Origin of the sequence: Undibacterium pigrum, assembly GCF_003201815.1 — a bacterium.
Classification (GTDB): domain Bacteria; phylum Pseudomonadota; class Gammaproteobacteria; order Burkholderiales; family Burkholderiaceae_D; genus Undibacterium; species Undibacterium pigrum.
Genome location: NZ_QJKB01000016.1, coordinates 60,034 through 78,606, shown reverse-complemented (window position 1 = coordinate 78,606; position 18,573 = coordinate 60,034). Strand labels below are relative to the sequence as shown.

General features: G+C 50.0%; 8 protein-coding genes. 3 read left to right on the top strand and 5 right to left on the bottom strand.

Annotation, left to right across the window (positions count from 1 at the left end):
* Nucleotides 1–744 precede the first annotated feature (744 nt).
* Together DFR42_RS26140 and DFR42_RS26135 are read left to right on the top strand one after the other, a co-directional pair.
* The gene (locus tag DFR42_RS26140) at nucleotides 745–3,564 is read left to right on the top strand and encodes a beta strand repeat-containing protein (protein WP_170133697.1); all 2,820 of its coding nucleotides are present in this window, start codon (nucleotides 745–747) and stop codon (nucleotides 3,562–3,564) included.
* Between the two features lie 84 nt (nucleotides 3,565–3,648).
* Nucleotides 3,649–4,788: an OmpA family protein gene (locus tag DFR42_RS26135; RefSeq protein WP_110258010.1), complete on the top strand. Its 1,140-nt coding sequence runs from the start codon at nucleotides 3,649–3,651 to the stop codon at nucleotides 4,786–4,788.
* A gap of 174 nt (nucleotides 4,789–4,962) precedes the next feature.
* Here the strand turns inward: DFR42_RS26135 and DFR42_RS26130 are convergent, their stop codons facing one another.
* From DFR42_RS26130 to glnE, 5 genes are all read right to left on the bottom strand, one after another.
* Nucleotides 4,963–7,494 (bottom strand): TonB-dependent receptor, encoded by a 2,532-nt coding sequence (locus DFR42_RS26130; protein ID WP_211324429.1) that lies wholly within the window; start codon nucleotides 7,492–7,494, stop codon nucleotides 4,963–4,965.
* Between the two features lie 450 nt (nucleotides 7,495–7,944).
* Nucleotides 7,945–8,718, bottom strand: coding sequence for a LytR/AlgR family response regulator transcription factor (locus DFR42_RS26125; RefSeq protein WP_110258008.1), 774 nt, complete (start codon nucleotides 8,716–8,718; stop codon nucleotides 7,945–7,947).
* 24 nt (nucleotides 8,719–8,742) lie between these two features.
* On the bottom strand, nucleotides 8,743–9,852 hold the full coding sequence (locus DFR42_RS26120) for a sensor histidine kinase (protein ID WP_110258007.1): 1,110 nt from the start codon (nucleotides 9,850–9,852) through the stop codon (nucleotides 8,743–8,745).
* Nucleotides 9,845–11,002 (bottom strand): histidine kinase, encoded by a 1,158-nt coding sequence (locus DFR42_RS26115; RefSeq protein WP_110258006.1) that lies wholly within the window; start codon nucleotides 11,000–11,002, stop codon nucleotides 9,845–9,847. The genes DFR42_RS26120 and DFR42_RS26115 overlap by 8 nt, the downstream gene beginning before the upstream one ends.
* Before the next feature lie 286 nt (nucleotides 11,003–11,288).
* Nucleotides 11,289–14,054, bottom strand: a complete 2,766-nt coding sequence (glnE, locus tag DFR42_RS26110; protein WP_281275199.1) for a bifunctional [glutamate--ammonia ligase]-adenylyl-L-tyrosine phosphorylase/[glutamate--ammonia-ligase] adenylyltransferase — start codon at nucleotides 14,052–14,054, stop codon at nucleotides 11,289–11,291.
* A gap of 339 nt (nucleotides 14,055–14,393) precedes the next feature.
* Here glnE and DFR42_RS26105 point away from each other — a divergent pair, with 339 nt between their 5' ends.
* On the top strand, nucleotides 14,394–18,572 hold the full coding sequence (locus DFR42_RS26105; RefSeq protein WP_110258004.1) for a YhdP family protein: 4,179 nt from the start codon (nucleotides 14,394–14,396) through the stop codon (nucleotides 18,570–18,572).
* Nucleotide 18,573 lies beyond the last annotated feature (1 nt).

The following is an 18,573-nucleotide window of genomic DNA, read 5'->3' as shown; positions in this document are numbered from 1 at the left end:
ACCTTTGATGCCTTGCTGGCGCAATCTGGCACGGATATCGTCACGCTCATTGGGCAATTCATGAATTCGCCGGAGTATTTGGCGAGGTTTATGGCCTGATCATTAAATTGCTGGATAAAAACCGCCTGCATTAAAACTGCGGGCGGTTTTTTTATGGTAATTACACATACAGTTTGTCCCTGTCTTAGGCGTACCCCCACGCAACGCAAATAGTGGGCTCATTAGCCAGATATCCGCCCGCTTCCCCTACCCGGCGGTAGATGTTCCCTGTCTTCATTGCATGCCCGCAAATATCATGATTGTGTTGTTTAAATAAATTCATTTGGACTTTAGTGTGTTATCGCACAGATGAATATGTGTGAAAAAGAGATAAGTAGTGCTTACGCAAAAATGTTTCGTCGGTGTCGCAGTTCCTGGTCGTACAAAAGACTGTCTTCGTGGCTGCAGTGTATTCAGGATCTTAGACAACATACTAGCTGCATAGAGATTTCTTGAGGCGATAGCCTTGCTGGAACAATTTTGCGTAAGTCCTGATAAGGAATAGTTGATACGTTTTCAAACATAAACGCTTGATCAATGTATCTGAGCATCGATGAATACAGACTGCCTCCATTAGGTGAGACCGGCTCGGATGAGTCATTTCGCTACAGGTTGCGATCGGGAACAAGGCATAGAAGCAAAAGCATTGCATTGCGGCCAAACCGAAATAACTCGGCACCGGATTCACCTGAAAAAAGGCAAGAAATGAACATCCTACAACGCTATTTGCGGCCGCTTGCGTGCGCGTCAGCATTGCTAATCACATCATTCATAGGCGGTTGCGGTGGTGGTGACCAAGGTCGTGACCCAATTTTGGGCTTACCTTCTACTACCCTGACGACACTTACTGTCAGTCCCTCCACCGCGACAGTAGCGAGTGGTGGCATGCAGCAGTTCGTGGCGACAGCAACGTTTGCAGACGGCGCCTCCCGTGAGGTTACGACGACTTCAAGCTGGACCTCCGGCACTCCCACAGTAGCTACCGTGGACAGCACCTCCGGTATTGCCAAAGGTGTAGTGAGTGGCACAGCCATTATTACTGCCAGCTTTGGTGGTAAAACCAGTTCTGCCACGCTCACGGTGTCACCAGCATCTTTGCTGTCGATAGCAATACTTCCTGCTAACCCTTCTTTGGCGATAGGTGGCAAGCAACAGTTTTCAGCAATGGGAACTTATTCGGATGGCACGACCATCGATATCACAGCCATTTCCAGCTTCACTTCAGCTTCACCTGCTGCGGCCAGCATTAGCAGTACAGGTCTGGCTACAGGTGTGGCGGTTGGCACATCGATCATCACCGCGGCGTCTGGCACAAAGACGGGTACTACACTGCTGACGGTTACACCGGCGAGTCTGGTATCGATCGCGTTGACGCCGGCGAATCCGCCCATGCAGATAGGCACGACACAACAATTGACCGTGACCGCAAAATACACCGATGGCAGTAGCGTCAATGTGACCAGCACCAGTAGTTTTTCATCTGCCACGCCAGCTATAGCAACGGTCTCGTCTGCGGTGGCCAGCAATGGTGTGGTGACTGCCCTGGCTACCGGCACTTCAACAATAACGGCGACGTTCAATGGCTTGAGCACGACGACTACAGTTAACGTGAGTTCAGCCATCCTGTTTACCATTACCGTAACGCCCGTCAATGCCAATCTTGCTGTTGGAAGCACGCAGCAATTAATCGCCAGCGGCAATTATTCTGATGGAACTACAGCGAATATCAGCAACGGTGTGACCTGGACCAGCAGTTCTCCATTGATTGCGACAGTCTTGCCGAATGGCCTTAGTACCGGCATAGGAACCGGCAATGCGTTGATAACAGCCACATTGGCAGGCAAGACAGGATCAGCTTTCTTGAACGTGATTCCTTCGGTTACTTTGAATTCAATTGCCATTACGCCTTTGGCGGCAAATGTATCAATGGGTTCAACGCAGGCATTTACAGCGGTCGGTACTTATTCTGACGGCAGCAATGTCAATATCACGAGTACGGCAAGCTGGAGTTCTGCGACCACCAGTGTGGCTACCATATTATCAACAGGGATAGCCACCGGCGTATCGCCAGGTACATCAATCATCACAGTTACTTCAGGTGCCAAATCGGCGTCAGCTACATTGACGGTCTTATCTACAGCATCATTGACTTCGATTGTCGTTACTCCCACAACCGCCAGCATTACAGTTGGTGCCACGCAAAACCTGGTCGCAACCGGCTTTTATTCAGATGGCAGTAATGCCAATATTACGAATGCTGTGACCTGGAACTCTGGTGTAAATGCCATTGCCACAGTCAATACCGGTGGCTTGGTGAGTGGGGTCTCTGCAGGTACTACACCTGTCGTGGCCATCTCTGGTAACAAGTCAGGCTCTGCCACGTTGAATGTCTTGCCGGTGGCTACTTTAAACTCCATCACGGTAACGCCTGCTACACCCACCATAGCCATTAATGGTGCGCAAAGCTTTGTCGCTACCGGGAATTTCGCTGACGGCAGCAGCGTTAACATCAGCAATTCGGTAACCTGGGCGAGTGCTAATACCGCTGTCGCCACTATATCCACGAATGGTATTGCGAGTGGCGTGTCAGGCGGTACGGCCGCCATTACTGCCAACTACTCTGGCAAGTTGGGTAGCTCCAGCCTGGTTGTGGCACCGGCGTTGGCACTGACAAGTATCAGCCTTGCACCTGGCAGTGCTACCGCGCCAGTTGGATCATTGCTGCAGTTGACTGCGACGGGCACGTATTCCAATGCCTCGACCAGCAATATCAGCAATACAGTGACCTGGGTATCAAGCGCCAGCAATGTTGCCACTATTTCAGCGAGTGGGCAATTGTCGGCTGTTGCTGCTGGTGTCACCAATATTTCTGCGACTCAGGGCGCGCAAACTGTCACTACCAGTTTTACCGTCACTGCAGCACCTGTTGCCAGTATTAATCTGGGCAGCGCTGCCAGTTTTGCTGTCCTGGCTGGCACGTCCATCACCAATAATTCTGGTGGGCTGACAATGGTGTCTGGTGACGTAGGCGCATCATCGCAAACTGTCGATCCAGTGCAAACTGCCGGATTCAGTAACTACAAATCAGGCGCGATACTGAACACCGCGTTGGCTGATTTGCAAGTAGCAATCGCTGACGCCAACAGTCGCACATGTACTGTCAATGTACCAGGCGGTGTTGATCTTGGTGGCACGACCTTGACGCCTGGAGTGTATTGCTATGCTGGTGCAATCACGATTACCGGGACGCTCACCCTGAATGGCCCTGGCCTGTACCTGTTCCGTGGTAACTCAACTTTAAACACGCTGGCGAATTCTGTTGTTGCCTTGAATGGAGGCGCATCGGCAGCCACTGTGTTCTGGGTGCCGGTTGCTGCAACAACATTAGGTGCCAACAGTGTCTTCAAGGGAAACATTCTGAGTCAATCAGCAGCCATCACCCTGGGTGATACGGCGACTTTGCAAAATGGCCGCGTACTGACAGGTAGTGCTGTGACCCTTAAAAACAATGTGATCGCACGCTAAATCAATGCATGAATGAATGCTTGTCTGACAGCGGTCATGGTGACTGCTGCCAGCAAACTCAAATAAACCCACCGGGAGAAACACATGGCGCTGCCAAAAAAATTAGCTACCCTCAACCTGTTCGCTTGCGCACTTCTTTTCAGTCAGATGGCGCAGGCGGATGAACCCTGGACCAACCCTGAATGGGCCGATACAGCCTGGTATATAGGCGCAGGTGCAGGACGTGCAAACACCACCATTGACAAGGACAGACTGGTGCGCGGCCTGATGGAGAATGGGGCGAGTTCAGTCACTTTCGGATCAACCGAGCGTGATACAGCTTACAAGCTCTTTATGGGCAAACAACTGAGTAAATATTTTGCGGTAGAGACAGGATATTTTGATTTGGGTAAATTTGGATTCAATGCCAGCACTACACCGCCAGGTAGCATCAATGGTGAAGTCGGTTTTCGCGGTTTTAATCTTGATTTGCTGGGACAATTGCCACTTACTGAACGATTTTCCCTGTTAGGTCGAGTTGGTGCCCATTACACCAGGGCAGATGCCCACTTCAGCGGTAACCGCCTGTCTGCGATAACAAACGTAAATCCTACCGAGAAAAAACTGAATGCCAAAGTTGGTGTTGGCCTGGAATATAAATTCACGCAAGCTTTGGCCTTGCGAGGTGAGGCAGAAAGATATCGCGTTAACGATGCGGTCAATAATCGTGGTGATGTCGATTTTTTCTCGCTCAGCTTGGTCTACAAGTTTGGTAAGCCAGCTTATGCAAGGCCGGTAGCTTATGCTGCGCCACCAGTACCTAGGGTAGAGCAAGCGCCAGCAGTCGTCGTCCAGAGTGCTCCACCGCCACCACCGCGGCCACAGCCAATTTCTGAAAAAGTCACCTTCAGTGCAGAAGCCTTATTTGACTTTGATAAATCTGTCGTCAAGCCAGCGGGTAGACAAGCGCTCGATGATTTATTGAACAAGTTGCAGGGCATGAATACGGAGGTGATGATTACAGTTGGCCACACAGATTCTGTTGGCAGTGATGACTACAACCAGAAATTATCCATACGTCGCGCAGAAGCCGTCAAAGCTTACTTGGTCAGCAAGGGTATAGATTCCTCACGTGTTTACACCGAAGGTAAAGGAGAAACTCAGCCTATCGCAGACAACAAGACCAGTGAAGGTCGCGCAAAAAATCGCAGAGTCACGGTAGAAGTAGTAGGCTCACGCCCTTAAAAAGAAGTGCGGTAGCAGTGAGGTACCGATGATCTTGCTGCGGTTGTGCATCAATAAAAAAGATGTCGCTCAGAGTGAAATCTGAACGACATCTTCTTATCTTCGTAAGTCGCTAAGCAAGCTATTACATGTTGCCGTAGTTGCGTGCACTTTTAGCGACTCAAGTTCTCCAGATTAATAGAACTTGTAGTTGGCACTCATGTAGAAGAAACGGCCACGTAAATTATGGGTAGTTGAATATCCCAAGGAACCGTATTGATTCGTGGAACCCATTTTGCTGTACGGAGGCATTCTGTCAAACAGGTTTTTAATACCAGCATTCAATGTCAGGCTTTTCAGACCCATGTATTGCCCGCCAAAATCCACTTCAGTAAATGAAGGGATAGTAGGTGTACCCGCCGGGATTTTGTCCTTGCCCAAATCTGAATCCAGCGTTTCACCAGTGGTACGTGCTACCAATGCCAGGTTGAAATCTGTGTATTCAGCGCTCAGGGTGAAGGTGTTGCGATAACGTGGATTCAAGAATATACCCAGGCTGTTCTTGGTAGGCTCACCAGCACTCGGTACTGAATCGATTTGCGTATACAGCGTTGTAGAGTTACGCAGGCTGAATTTACCATAAGCTGTTTTTGCCAGGTTCAAACGGAAATCAAGATCAACACCGGAAATATCGGTGCTGGCCAGATTCTGGTTATTCAACAGTATGCGTGCTTCACCGTTTTTGATTTCATAACGGCCCAGTTCAATCGCTTTCTCCAGTTCCAGCGTGCCAATTTCATTCTTTTTGCTGATCTTGAAATAATCGACACCAATCGAAACGATATTGCTAGGTGCAAAAACAAAGCCCAGGTTATACGTCTTGCCGGTTTCTGGTTTCAAGTCAGGGTTGGAGCCGCCGACGCGCAAATAAGAGAAGTTTTGGCATTTTCCTGCAATGCTAGGGAAAGCTTTGCAAATGGTAGGATCGTCAGTCGATTCCGCACCGGCATCCATGCCACCATACATTTGCTTCAGTGTTGGTGCCAGGAAGCTGCCTGCATAAGATGCCCTGACCATCAGGCTTTCTACAGGCTGATAACGGATCGCCAGTTTAGGGCTGGCTTTGTTACCTACGCCATCAATCTGGTCATAGCGTACTGCTACTTGCGCCTCGACATTCTTGATGAAAGGAATGGACAATTCTCCAAACACCGCTTTTGAATTGCGGCTGGCATTCACTTTAGCCTGTTGTATGCTGCCAAATACCAGATTATCTATTTGATTTTGATCAGGATTGTCTGCCAGGGTATCTTTCAGATAAGAAACGCCGACTGCATAAGACAGTGGACCACCCGCCAGATCAAGGATCGCGCCGGAAGCCTTGGCATTGACGAAGCTCAGCTCAGACTTACCAGTACGCAGAGGTGTCAAACGGAATTTATTAATTTCCGCTTCAGAATTGGTCGTGCTGGTTGGGTCTATGCGATGATTGGCAATCGCATCATTGAACAGGTCTACCTGAGCATAATTGGAGTCCTGGTTGGTGATTTTGCTGACGCCTTTGCCTGCCGAGATTTCCCAGTCTATACCTCTGGTATTGCCTTCCAGACCAACGGCGAGTTGGGTCAGAGAGCCTGTTCTATCGGTAGTACGTGGGCCGATCTGCATGAAGCGGCCATTGACATTGCGGCCCTGGTCATCCTTGTAGACACCAGGTGCTGGCTGTGCTTCAAAATGGTCTTTGTTTTCAGAATAGGTGAAGTCAGCAAAGGCGCGGATATCATTGTTGACCTTGAAGCTGCCTACCAGCATGCCGCTGAACCTGTCTGCGCCGTTCACGGCAGTCAGCAAAGTTTTGTTGGTATCGAAGCGGCAAGTTGTTCCTGACAAGTCTTCTGGAGGGCAAGGTTTCAATTGACCGCCGCCAGCAATATTGCCGTAGGGTGAATAACCACTGCGGCCATCAGTGCCGCCGAAGAAACGGCGGAAATCGGAGGAACGGCTGATTTCACGGGCATTACGCATGATAGGATCGCGCTTGATCATGTCGAAGCTGGCCAGCACGTTGTAGCCGGATTTTTCATAGTCACCGACGCCAAATACCAGGCTGGCAGTTTTTTCCTGCGCATCGGAGCGTGAGCTCTTGCCGTAGCCAGCCTTGCCTTCTGCGCCCTGATAGTTTTTCTTGGTGATGAAGTTCATGACACCGGCGACCGCATCGGCACCATAAATAGCGGAACCGCCATCTTTCAATATTTCCACGCGTTCCAGCGCGCTCAGAGGGATACTGCTCACGTCAACTGCTGCACCGGCACCAGAGCCGTCAGCCAGCGCATTGGCTGGCAAGCGGCGGCCATTCAACAGAATCAGGACATTGCGTTCACTGAGACCGCGCATCTTGATATTGGTCACGCCAGAACCGGAAGGAGAGTTGGATGTCTGTTCACCAGTGTCATTGACGTCAAGCGAAGCCAGGTTCTTGATCAGCTCAGGAATCGTGGTCGCACCAGTGCGTTCTATATCTTTCTTGTTATAAATTTCTATCGGTGCTGCTGTTTCAGTATCTACACGTTTAATGGCAGAGCCGGTAACCGTTACCTTCTGAATTTTTTCCGCCTCAGTTTTTACCTCTTGAGCCAAAGCCGAGTGGGCAAACAGACCGGTGCCCATCGCAACGCCACTGATAAACATCAGGCGCACGGAACAGGCGATTATTTTTTCTTGCATCATTGCGACATCCTTTGATAAATTGTTTATTGAAATGCACGATCAAGCCAATCTGATTTGTGGTCTGATTGAATATGATGCTGCTGAGTATCCACGCGCATAGTCATGACACTTTGCCTGCAGCAAATGGCAGGATTTTGCATCCCGTTTGATGACGGATGCCTGTTATCACCCTGGCATTTCCGTTTGTATCCATTTCGTAAATAGCACTTTGTCATGGGACACAAGTAAATATATGTGTCTAGTGACAAGAGGCTGGAGAATTGGGCTGTGCGTGTTGTAATTACGATAATTGGGATAAGCGCAACAAAACCAGGGATGAGTGCGCTTGAGATTGGCGCCAAATAGTGTCTGGGCCAGCTGCTACTCTCATGGTCTTTTTGAGATATTCAACAGGTGGCCGGAAAGGCTTGCTTCAAATAATCATGGCTGAAGTCGACCACGCACTTGCTAGCCCAGTAATTTTTTTGCGCGCTTGAAATTCCTGACGCTGATGCTTACTTTGTCGCCATTACTCAATGCGGTGAAGTAGCCATATTCGCTATCGACACCTATGCTGCGCATGGCATCGCAGCGAACTATGGAATTGCGATGCAGGCGGGCAAACAGGTCGGCAGGCAAATGCTCTTCCATGAAGGTGATGGTGGAGCGATGCAGCAATATCCTGTCGCGCAAATGCAGTTCAACATAATTTCCTGCCGCGCTGAGCCAGATGATTTCATGGACACCTATACGCTCTATATGACCCATGGAACGCACCACGATATGATTGAGCAGGGGGGCTTTTTCACCTGCATTGAGGGCATCCTGATCCCGGAAGTAATCTTGCATTGCTGCAATCTGGGCCACTTGCTGATTCTTTTCTATGATCAGACTGGCACGTTCCAGCATGATGGCAAAACGCTCGTCTTCAAATGGCTTGAGCAAATAATCAAGCGCAAATACTTCAAAGGCCGCCACGGCGTGCTTGTTATAGGCGGTAATAAAAACAATCAGTGGTGGGTTGGGTTGGGCGCTGAGTTCACGGGCGAATTCCAGACCAGACTGCATGGGCATTTCTATGTCAAGCAAGATCAAATCAACTTGCTCTGTTTGCAATAATGCCCGTGCTTGTGCTGTGGAATGGCAACTGGCCACCAATTGCCAGTCGCGGTGTGCTTGCAGAGCCAGTTGTATATTGGTCAGTGCCGGGAGTTCATCATCGACAACCAGAATTTTTTTCATGAAGAGCGTTTGTGAATCGAGAAATTATTGGGAAATGTGGCGCACAAGTGAGCGCGCCGGAAATTCTAGTCTGGCTGTAAACAGCTCAGCTTCTGCAAGGACTTGCAAACGGGCATTTTGCTGGTAAAGAATCAGCAGTCGTTGTCCTATGGTTGCAATTCCCAGCCCATGCCCGGCACGGTCTGGAATGTGAGGGAAATAGGGATTGCAGATTTCAAACATGACAATATTGTCTTGTAATCGTAGTGCCAGGCTAATGGCGCAATATTCCTGGCTGTTTTCTACGCTATGATGAATGGCATTTTCTACCAGCGGCTGCAGCAACAAAGGGGGAACAGCGATACGGCCCCAGTCCTGTCCTTCTATATCAAAGCGTATCTGCATGCGGTCACCAAACCGCAGGGATTGCATGGCTAGATAATCTTGCACAAAGGCAATTTCTTCAGCCATGTTCAACCATTCGCACTGGCTTGCACGTACAGCATTGCGCAACAGATTATTCAATTGGGTCAGGGCCTTGCTTGCCAGTTCGCGGTCCTCGCCGCGTACCAGGGCACTGATACTGTTGAGGGCATTGAACAGAAAATGAGGCTTTAACTGGCCTTGTAAAAAGTGCAGGCGTAATGCAAGGTTTTCACTCTCGGTAATCTCCAGTTGCAATTTTTTTTCATGGCCTTGTCGCCATGCGGCATAGCTGGTGTGAAACATGAATATGCTGAGCACGACGCAGGCAAAGTAATACCAGTCATCGGCTTTATAGTGCAAGATCACTTCGGTCAACTGATGCAGGTCTTGTCCGTTACGGGCCATTTTTGCCGCAAGGATATTTGTCACAGTCAAAGGCAAGCCTGTCAGCAGCAGCAAACTGACGGTGATGAGCATATTTTTCATGCGCAGCATCTTGCAGGCGTGGCGGCTATAAGCAAAGGCCATCAGAGTATTGATGAGTGCCAGCGTCAGCGTGCCTGCCACATGCCAACACAAGATGAACCTGAAATTTGCTGGCAAATGTTGTCCTGGCTTTGGCGTCAGCATGACAATGCCAAGCACGATAGTCGATACCAGCCATGGCAAGATGGCGAGATAAGCCACAGACAGCTTGCTCCTGGCTTTGCTTAAGCCTGAATTAGTCATCTGATAGTGTCTGCAAGGGAAAGTGAACGGAAATGGCTTGACGCTGTTCCTGCAGGTTGCTGTGCATGCTTAACTGCGCCTGCTCGCCAAATAAAATTTCCAGTCGCTGCTCTACCATGGTGTAACCCGGATTGATCGCTTGCGGCAAGACCTGCGCTTGTGGGAAAGAAAAGATGGCGCAAAACCGGTGATCTTTTACAAAGCATTTGAATTGCAGCTCAAAGAGATGATTGCCGCCGGCATATTCCTTCAGCATTTGACAGATACTGGAATCAGCCAGGCTCAGCAAGATCAGGCCAGGGCAAGTATAAGAGTGCCAGTCCCGCTCTTCCTTATCCCAGGTGACGCGAAAACCTTGTCCCAGGCACAGCATTTGCAGGTTGAAATAATCACGTAAAAACTGCATCTCGTCGGCAAGAGGAATCGCTTCATTGCTGTCATGCTCAAGCACATAACGTAATAAGTTGCTGAGGCGTACCAGGGCAGTGTTGGCTTCTGCCTTTGCTGCGCTGTGTATCAGTTTCTGTATATTCTCCAGCGAGCTGAGCAAAAAATAGGGCTCCAGCTTGCCTTGTAATATGCGGATTTTGAGTGAGAGGTTTTGTTGCCTCGCTTTTTCGAACGCAAGTTCGCGCTGATGTTGGAGCAAACGGTGTGTATAAAAAACCTGACCAAAAAAGGCCAGACTGGTATGCATCGCACTTTGGGAAAAATTCTCTGGCCTGCATTTGTTGACTATATCTGCCATGTCAGGCCAGCGGCCAGTCAGCTTTTGCTTGAAAATAATCAATTGATAAATCTCTGCCAAAGGCACGAAAAAAAGGATCAGGCCGATGAACAGTAACCATAAGGTGTAAGGCCGGGACAGTTTTTCTGCATACTTATTGAAATACACTGCCAAAACACTATTAAGCAAGATGTAGGGTGCAAGCACACTGATATTAAGCTTGAAGTCCCACTCGCGCTGGTTGACTGCGTTTTCCGCAAAGCCGTCTACATAACTGGTCGATGTCCAGATCAGTGCAAAGATGCTCCAGATCATGACGACCGCGATGGTCGACTTCCACCATGGGACAGCAGGCAGCGCAACATTGGCTGACTCTGTGTGTTCCTTATTGGTGTGGAGCGCTAATGCGGCTTGCTTGCTCATCGTTTGAAGATTGAATTGTGAAGACTGTCAGGGTGTTGACGTCCGGTCATCGTCGCTTGCTAGAAATTGGTATTACTTTGACACAATTGATGACAGATGTGCAAAGCCAGGGATGGGCGATATCAATATAGGGACAGTCGTCGGTTTTTTGTGATTTTCTTTGCAAGAAATTTCTTGATGTATTGTATTCGCGCATGGCAAACAGCAGAACCTGGCAGTCGCAAACTACCATTTTTCTGTATTTTTATTGCCATGCATCACTACTTTGTCGAACAGCTTTCGGCCGCTATATACTGGACTTTGTTTCCTGAGTCGCAACACCGGCAAACAGGCTTTGCCACAATTCCCTGATGGCGCTGGCTTCTTTCTCCACTACTTCCGGCAAGACCCTGGCGCGATCTTCTCCTTGCAGACGTATGCCATGCTGCAGTTTGCGGAACAGACGGTAGGCATCAGCAGTTTTTGCCGCCAGCGACAAGTCTATCAAACCAAGTTCGCCGCAGCGTTTCAGCAGGGCAATATTGCCCTTGTTGGCAGTCAGTTCTGGATACTGGCTGGCATATTTCAAGACCAGGTATTGCACGATGAACTCGATGTCTATCATGCCACCGGCATCATGTTTGAGATCAAACAGCTCAGTGCGGTTGATATTGGCATCACGCATTTTTTTGCGCATGCTGATGACTTCACTGCGCAATTTTTCAGTATCCCTGGTCTGGCGCAAGACTTGTTCGCGTATCTGTTCAAAGTGCTCACCAATGATGGCGTCACCGGCGCAAAAGCGTGCCCGCGTCAACGCCTGATGTTCCCACAACCAGGCAGATTTTTCCTGGTAGCGGGCAAAGGATGAGACTGAAGAAACCAGCAAGCCACTGGCACCGTCAGGGCGCAAGGCGATATCAATGTCAAACAATATGCCTGCTGGCGTATGACTTGTCATCCAGGTAATAAAACGTTGCGCCAGCTTGGCATAATTGGCTGGCGCTTCCTGGTCTTCATCTTCATACAGGAAAATCACATCAAGATCAGAGGCATAGCCCAGCTCCTTGCCACCTTGCTTGCCATAGGCGATTACTGCGAAGCTAGGTTCCGGTTTATGCCGCGTAGCGACAGTTTGCCAGGCTGATTGCAGTACAGCTTCAACAATGATGTCGGCCAGTTGCGAGAGTTCATCGGCCAGGTGTTCTACACTGAGCTGGCCTTCCAGATCCTGTGCCAGCAAGCGGAACTGCATGGCATGGTGCATTTCACGCAGGGTTTCCATCTGTCTTTCAGTGTCACCTGCATGCTGTGCCAGATGCTCTTGCAAATCCAGCCGGAAAGCGGGCCAGTCAGGGCGCTGATGGAGTGCGGACTCATCCAGCAATTCATCCAGTAATAGTGGGTGACGGGTCAGGAACTTGGCTGCCCAGTCTGATGCTGCCATCATGCGTATCACCCGTGCCAGCGCATGTGGATACTCGGTCAGCAGGGCCAGATAAGCAGCCCGGCGGGCAATGGCTTCCATGAAATCCAGCAGGCGGTTCCATGCCAGTAATTGATTGCTGCCTTGCCTGGCGATAATGTTCAGGGCATTGTTGACGAGGGCCACCAGTTTCATGCGGCTGGCTTCGGACAGGGATTGCACCCTGGGTGATTGCCAGGTCGCCACCAGGCGCTGGCTGAATGCGCTGGCATCCTGCGCTGAAAATTCCAGGCCAGCAAGATGGGCGGCAATCAGCTCATCACTGTCAGGGCTGGACAGGCTGACTGCCAGCATACCTTGCTCATTCTCACTATTGTTTTCTGCCTTATCGCGGAAAATCGCATCAAATTGCTCGGCGATGAATTCGCGGTGGGGGCGTAATTGCTCCAGCAATTCTGCGACACTGGCGCAGCCCATCATTTGCGCAATTCTTTGCTGGTCTTCGTCCTTTGCCGGGAAAGTATGGGTTTGGGCATCATCGAGATATTGCAGGCGATGTTCCAGATTGCGTAAAAAGCGATAGGAAGTCAGCAGCTTGTCGATGACAGGGGCATCCATGATCCCCTTGTCAGCCAGGGTCTGTAAAGTCAGCCGGGTAGAGCGCTCACGCAGGCTGGCATCGCGGCCACCACGTATCAGCTGGAAGACCTGGGCCAGAAATTCCACTTCACGTATGCCGCCCCGCCCGAGTTTGACATTATTGCTGCGCTCAGGATGCTTGGTTTCCTGGCGTACCACTTCTGCCCGTATCTGGCCATGCATGGAGCGTAGAGAGTCAATCGCGCCATAGTCAAGATAACGGCGGTATACAAATGGACGGATGATTTTTTCCAGGGTAGCGATATCGTCGTCATTACCCGTCATGGCTCTGGCCTTGACCCAGGCATAACGTTCCCATTCGCGCCCCTGTATCAGGAAGTACTCTTCTATCATATTGAAGCTGGCGACCAGCGGGCCAGAGGCTCCGTTCGGGCGCAAGGCCATATCGACCCGAAAGCTATAGCCATCTTCAGTCACTTCAGAGATAGCGGCGATGAGCTTTTTACCCAGACGGCTGAAGTATTCGTGATTGGACAAACTGCGCTGTGCCGGGTCTGTGGTCCTGGTCTCACCATCTTCTGCGTAGCAAAAAATCAAATCTATGTCAGAAGAGACATTTAATTCATAACCGCCCAGCTTGCCCATGCCGAGCACGATCATGGCTTGCTCCCTGGCGCTTTCCTCTCCTATGGGTATGCCATGCATGGCCTGCATTTCGGCATTCAAGGCTTGCAGGTGCTGTTGCACTACAAAGTCAGCAAACAGGCTGATAGTTGTCACAACTTCATTGAGATCAGCTTGCCCGCACAGGTCGCGTTTGATCAGGTTACATACCACCAGTTTGCGCAAGCGGCGCATGGCTTTGTTAAGACTTGCACCCTGGCATATTTCTTTTTGTAAAAACTGCGCAAAATGCTCCGTGCTCAAGGATAATTCAGAAACTTGCTGCAATTGCTCATTTCGGCTGGCATCTGCTTCTATACAATGAGTAAAAAAACGGGAAGCCTGAAGAATTTCGGTCTGTATAGCAGTGCTTGCAGTCATAATAGATACAGTCTGGGTGCAGAGTGGTCAGTGTTGTATGGATTTTAAGCCATAAGGAGACCGGTGGCTTGCCTGACTAGTGCAGGCAAGCAGAAATAAATTTATACTCCGCGGGAGTATGAAGATGCGACATGCAAGTGGTATGGCTGGCAGAGCATAGTAAAGTCAATCATAGAAATAGAATAAAGACAGTTTATTGAGCAGCCGTATGTTTACAAATTCGTGGTCTTGTTGTTTTGCAGTTCATATTGTGAGGATTTGCGCAAGAGTCATGAGGGTTTCTGAAACGAAAGCCCATGGTTCTTGCGCAAGTCTTACTTACAAACAAATTACATCTTGGCAATGACACAAGCAGATCAAGAAAACATTGCTAATACCTCAGTCGAGGACAACAAGCCTGGCCACTTCTGGCGGCTGTGTCATTTCACCTGGCGTACCTGCGACAAGAGCCTGCGCTTTACGCTCAAGCTGGTATTGGCATTGTATTTCCTGTTTTGCATCCTGGTGCTGGTGTTGCGCTATGTAGTATTGCCCAATGTTGACAGGTATAAGCCCGATATCGAGCAGGCAATTTCTGCCTCTCTGGGACGACAATTGCAGATTGCTAATTTGCATGCCTCCTGGCAGGGACTGAACCCGCAATTGCTGCTCGAAAATGTTGTCCTGTATGACAAACAGGGCAAACAGGCACTGGTTTTGCCTGAAGTCTCTGCCACCATGTCATGGTGGACGCTGGCCGTTGCTGATTTGCGCTTCGAGCGTATCGTCATCAATCAGGCCGCACTGGATATCCAGCGGGAAGCCGATGGCAAATTCTTTGTAGGTGGTTTTCATATTGACCCGGCAGCAGAAGGCAAGGGGCAGGGGCTGGACTGGGTGTTGGCCCAGCATGAAGTCCTGATACGCAAGGCCAGCGTACGGTGGACAGATAAAATGCGTAATGCTGCTGAACTGAACTTGCCGGATGTGAATTTCCTGCTGCAAAACCAGTGGCGTCACCATCGCTTTGCATTGAAGGCGACGCCGGATGCCAGTTTGTCTGCACCACTCGATATTCGTGGTGATTTTCAGCACCCTGTCTTTGCCAAGAAAATTTCAGACTTTTCTTTGTGGACTGGAGACTTATATGCCGACCTGCACCGTACTGACCTGGCTGCACTGAAGACATATATAGATTACCCGGCCGATGTTAAAAAAGCCTATGGTTCCATTCGTGCCTGGTTGTATCTCGACAAGGGCCGTCTGGCAGACCTGACGGCTGACTTGAGCCTGGCTGATGTTAAAGGTAAGTTTCGTGCTGATTTACCTGAGCTTGATGTGGCACTGGTCAGTGGTCGTCTGGTCGCTAGTGAAACACACACAGCAAAGCAAAAGTTTTTCGCAGCCCTCACTGGAAAGGCTGGCCATAGTGTTTCACTTATCAATTTTTCCATGCGTACCCGTGATGGCCAACAATTGCCCGCCACTACCATCAAGGAAACATTTACCCCGGGTGACAAAGGCCAGGCTGAAAAGGTAGAACTGTACGCCAAGACCCTGGATTTGCAGACCCTGGCAAATTTTGCAGAGCATCTGCCTTTGCCTGCCGATCAGCGCCAGATGATGGTGGACTTCGCTCCCAGTGGACAACTCAGGGACTTCACTGCCAAATGGCAGGGCACTTATCCTGATGTGTCTTCATATAGTGTCAAAGGCCAGTTCATCGATTTATCCATGACGGCACAAGCTGCGCAACTTGCCAGGGCCAAAACTGCGACTTCATCTGCAAAAGCTGCCGTGCCTGCCATTCCCGGGTTTGAGAATCTGTCCGGCACTCTGGAGGCCAACGACAAGGGGGGCAGTTTTATACTGGATTCAAAAGACTTGTCCCTGCGCCTGCCCAGTTATTTTGTCGATCCTCTGATGCCGTTTTCGCGCCTGAATATGCATGCGCAATGGCAGTTTGTCGAGCAGGATAAGCTGGTTTTTCAGATTCATAGAATGGATGTCCAGCAGGAAGGCATGCGTGCTGTTTTATCTGGTAAGCACGTCATGTCCATGCGCCATGGTGCAGATGCACAGCCGGGGGAAGTTGATTTGACAGGCAGTATTTCTGGTTTTGATCTGAAACAGCTTGATCGCTATATTCCCGCTGCTGCAGAAGAACATTTAAGACATTGGTTGCTCAATTCCATACTGGATGGCAAGGCCAATGATGTCAGTGTGCGTGTCCGTGGTGACCTCGCTCACTTTCCGTTTCATAACACGGATGGTAAAAAAGCCCATAAGGGTGAATTTCTGATTAAGGGCAGCCTGGCAGGTGCCAAACTCGACTTTTCTGCCGGAGCATTGAATGAAGAAGGCAAAGCTTTATGGCCGGTCATTGAAGATATCAAAGGTGGTTTTGTCTTTGATAAAGCCAGAATGGAAATTACTGGCGACACGGCTAAAACCCTGGGCGTAGACCTGAAGAAGGTCAAAGCCATTATCCCAGACTTGTCCGTGCACGGCGCAACCCTGAATATCGACGGTGCTGTCAGTGGCAGTCTGCAAAACATGTTGGCTTACGTTACCGCCAGTCCGGTCAGTGGCTGGTTGGGGCATTTTCTGAAAGAAGCAAAAACCTCGGCCCCGGCTGCCTTGCAACTGAAACTCCAGTTACCTTTGCAGCATCTGATTGAATCCAAAGTCCTGGGTATTTTGCAGTTTGCGAACAATGATGTGCTCTTGCAGCCTGGCATTCCCCAGGTGACAGGCTTGAACGGCAAGCTTGAATTCAATGAAACTGGTGTCAATCTGGGAACATTGAAGGGTATGACACTAGGTGGTCCGGTACAAATTACAGGTGGCTCGCAAAGGGATAACAGCGTCAAGGTCAAGCTGGATGGTATGGTCACGGCGGAAGGCTTGCGTAAAATCATGCCTGCTTCCATGGCAGACAGTCTGTCCGACCGTATCAGTGGCAGCAGTAAATACACTGCCAGCATACATGTGAAAAAACGTCAGCCAGAGATCATGATTGATTCCACCCTGGCAGGCATGGCCTTGAACTTTCCAGCCCCCTTGAAAAAGGGTGTCGCTGAAGCCATGCCCCTGCATTTTGAATTGCTGCCTCATGCCGGTCCGGATGCACAAACCTTGCGTGATGAAATTCGCGTCAATCTGGGCACTTCCATCAATGCTAAGTACTTCCGGCAAAAGCAGGGCGCGGCACCCTGGCAAGTGTTGCGCGGCGGCATAGGTGTGAATGCCCCTGCACCAGAGCCTGACAGTGGTCTGAATGCAAATATAGACCTGAAATTGCTCAATATCGATGAATGGCGGCGTCTGATGTCGCCGGTCGCCGCAACAGGGCAGGCTAGAGTTGCCGCAGAGCGGGATAGTGCAGAAGTTGACCTGTCGCCATATATCGAACCAACGACCATGGCAGCCAGAACCGCAGAACTGCATATCATGGGGAAACAGCTGGAAAACGTCGTGGTTGGTGTTTCCAGGCAAAATAAAATCTGGCAGGCGAACATCCATTCTAACCAGGCGGCCGGTTACCTGACCTGGAGCGAGGGTGTCAATGGTCAGGGCGTGGGAAATGTGACGGCGCGATTAAGCAATCTCATCATCCCGCCGTCCGCTGCTACCGATGTCAGTGAATTGCTGGAAGGGAAAAATACCACCGCCCATATACCGGGCCTGGATATTATTGCCGAAAATTTTGAATTGCTGAACAAGAAGCTGGGGCATCTGGAACTGCAGGCCGTCAATCAAGTCAATAGCCAGGGGGGCGGACGTGAATGGCTGATTAATAAGTTACTGTTAAAAAATGCCGATGCAGATTTCAATGCCAGCGGAAAATGGGCCAGCCAGGGCGGGGATGGACGTACCCAACTCACTTATGTCCTGGACATAGCGAATTCTGGCAAATTGCTGGAGCGACTGGGTTTTGCTGACGTTTTGCGTGGTGGCAAGGGCAAACTTGAGGGAGAAGTGCACTGGAATGGTTTGCCATTTGCGATGGACATCCCCAGCATGAACGGGCAAATCAAGATGGTGCTTTCCAGTGGGCAATTTTTGAAGGTGGATCCCGGTGCTGCGAAACTGCTGGGGGTATTGAGTTTGCAGTCACTGCCGCGTCGTCTGACCCTGGATTTCCGCGATGTGTTTTCTGATGGCTTTGCCTTTGATTCCATAGCCGGAATTGCGCAGATACAGCAAGGTGTGGCAAAAACAGATAATCTTAAGATGTTGGGCGTCAATGCGACTGTGTTGCTGCAGGGTAATGCTGATATTGTCCATGAGTCTCAGGACTTGAATGTCACTGTGATTCCGGTCGTGAATGTAGGAACAGCGTCGGTAGTATATGGCCTGGCGGTGAACCCTGTTATCGGGCTTGGCACCTTTCTTGCGCAGCTGTTCTTGCGTGAACCTTTGAGCAAGGCGTTTACTTTTGAATACAAGGTCAGTGGTTCATGGAAAGAGCCCACAGTGACAAAAATTGATAACCGTGACAGTTCTTCGGCAAATATCAAGGCAGCCAGCAAGCCCTGAG

Coding starts and splice junctions, on each gene's coding strand:
- DFR42_RS26140 (WP_170133697.1), top strand. CDS start 745: ATGAACATCCTACAACGCTATTTGCGGCCGCTTGCGTGCGCGTCAGCA.
- DFR42_RS26135 (WP_110258010.1), top strand. CDS start 3,649: ATGGCGCTGCCAAAAAAATTAGCTACCCTCAACCTGTTCGCTTGCGCA.
- DFR42_RS26130 (WP_211324429.1), bottom strand. CDS start 7,494: ATGCAAGAAAAAATAATCGCCTGTTCCGTGCGCCTGATGTTTATCAGT.
- DFR42_RS26125 (WP_110258008.1), bottom strand. CDS start 8,718: ATGAAAAAAATTCTGGTTGTCGATGATGAACTCCCGGCACTGACCAAT.
- DFR42_RS26120 (WP_110258007.1), bottom strand. CDS start 9,852: ATGACTAATTCAGGCTTAAGCAAAGCCAGGAGCAAGCTGTCTGTGGCT.
- DFR42_RS26115 (WP_110258006.1), bottom strand. CDS start 11,002: ATGAGCAAGCAAGCCGCATTAGCGCTCCACACCAATAAGGAACACACA.
- DFR42_RS26105 (WP_110258004.1), top strand. CDS start 14,394: ATGACACAAGCAGATCAAGAAAACATTGCTAATACCTCAGTCGAGGAC.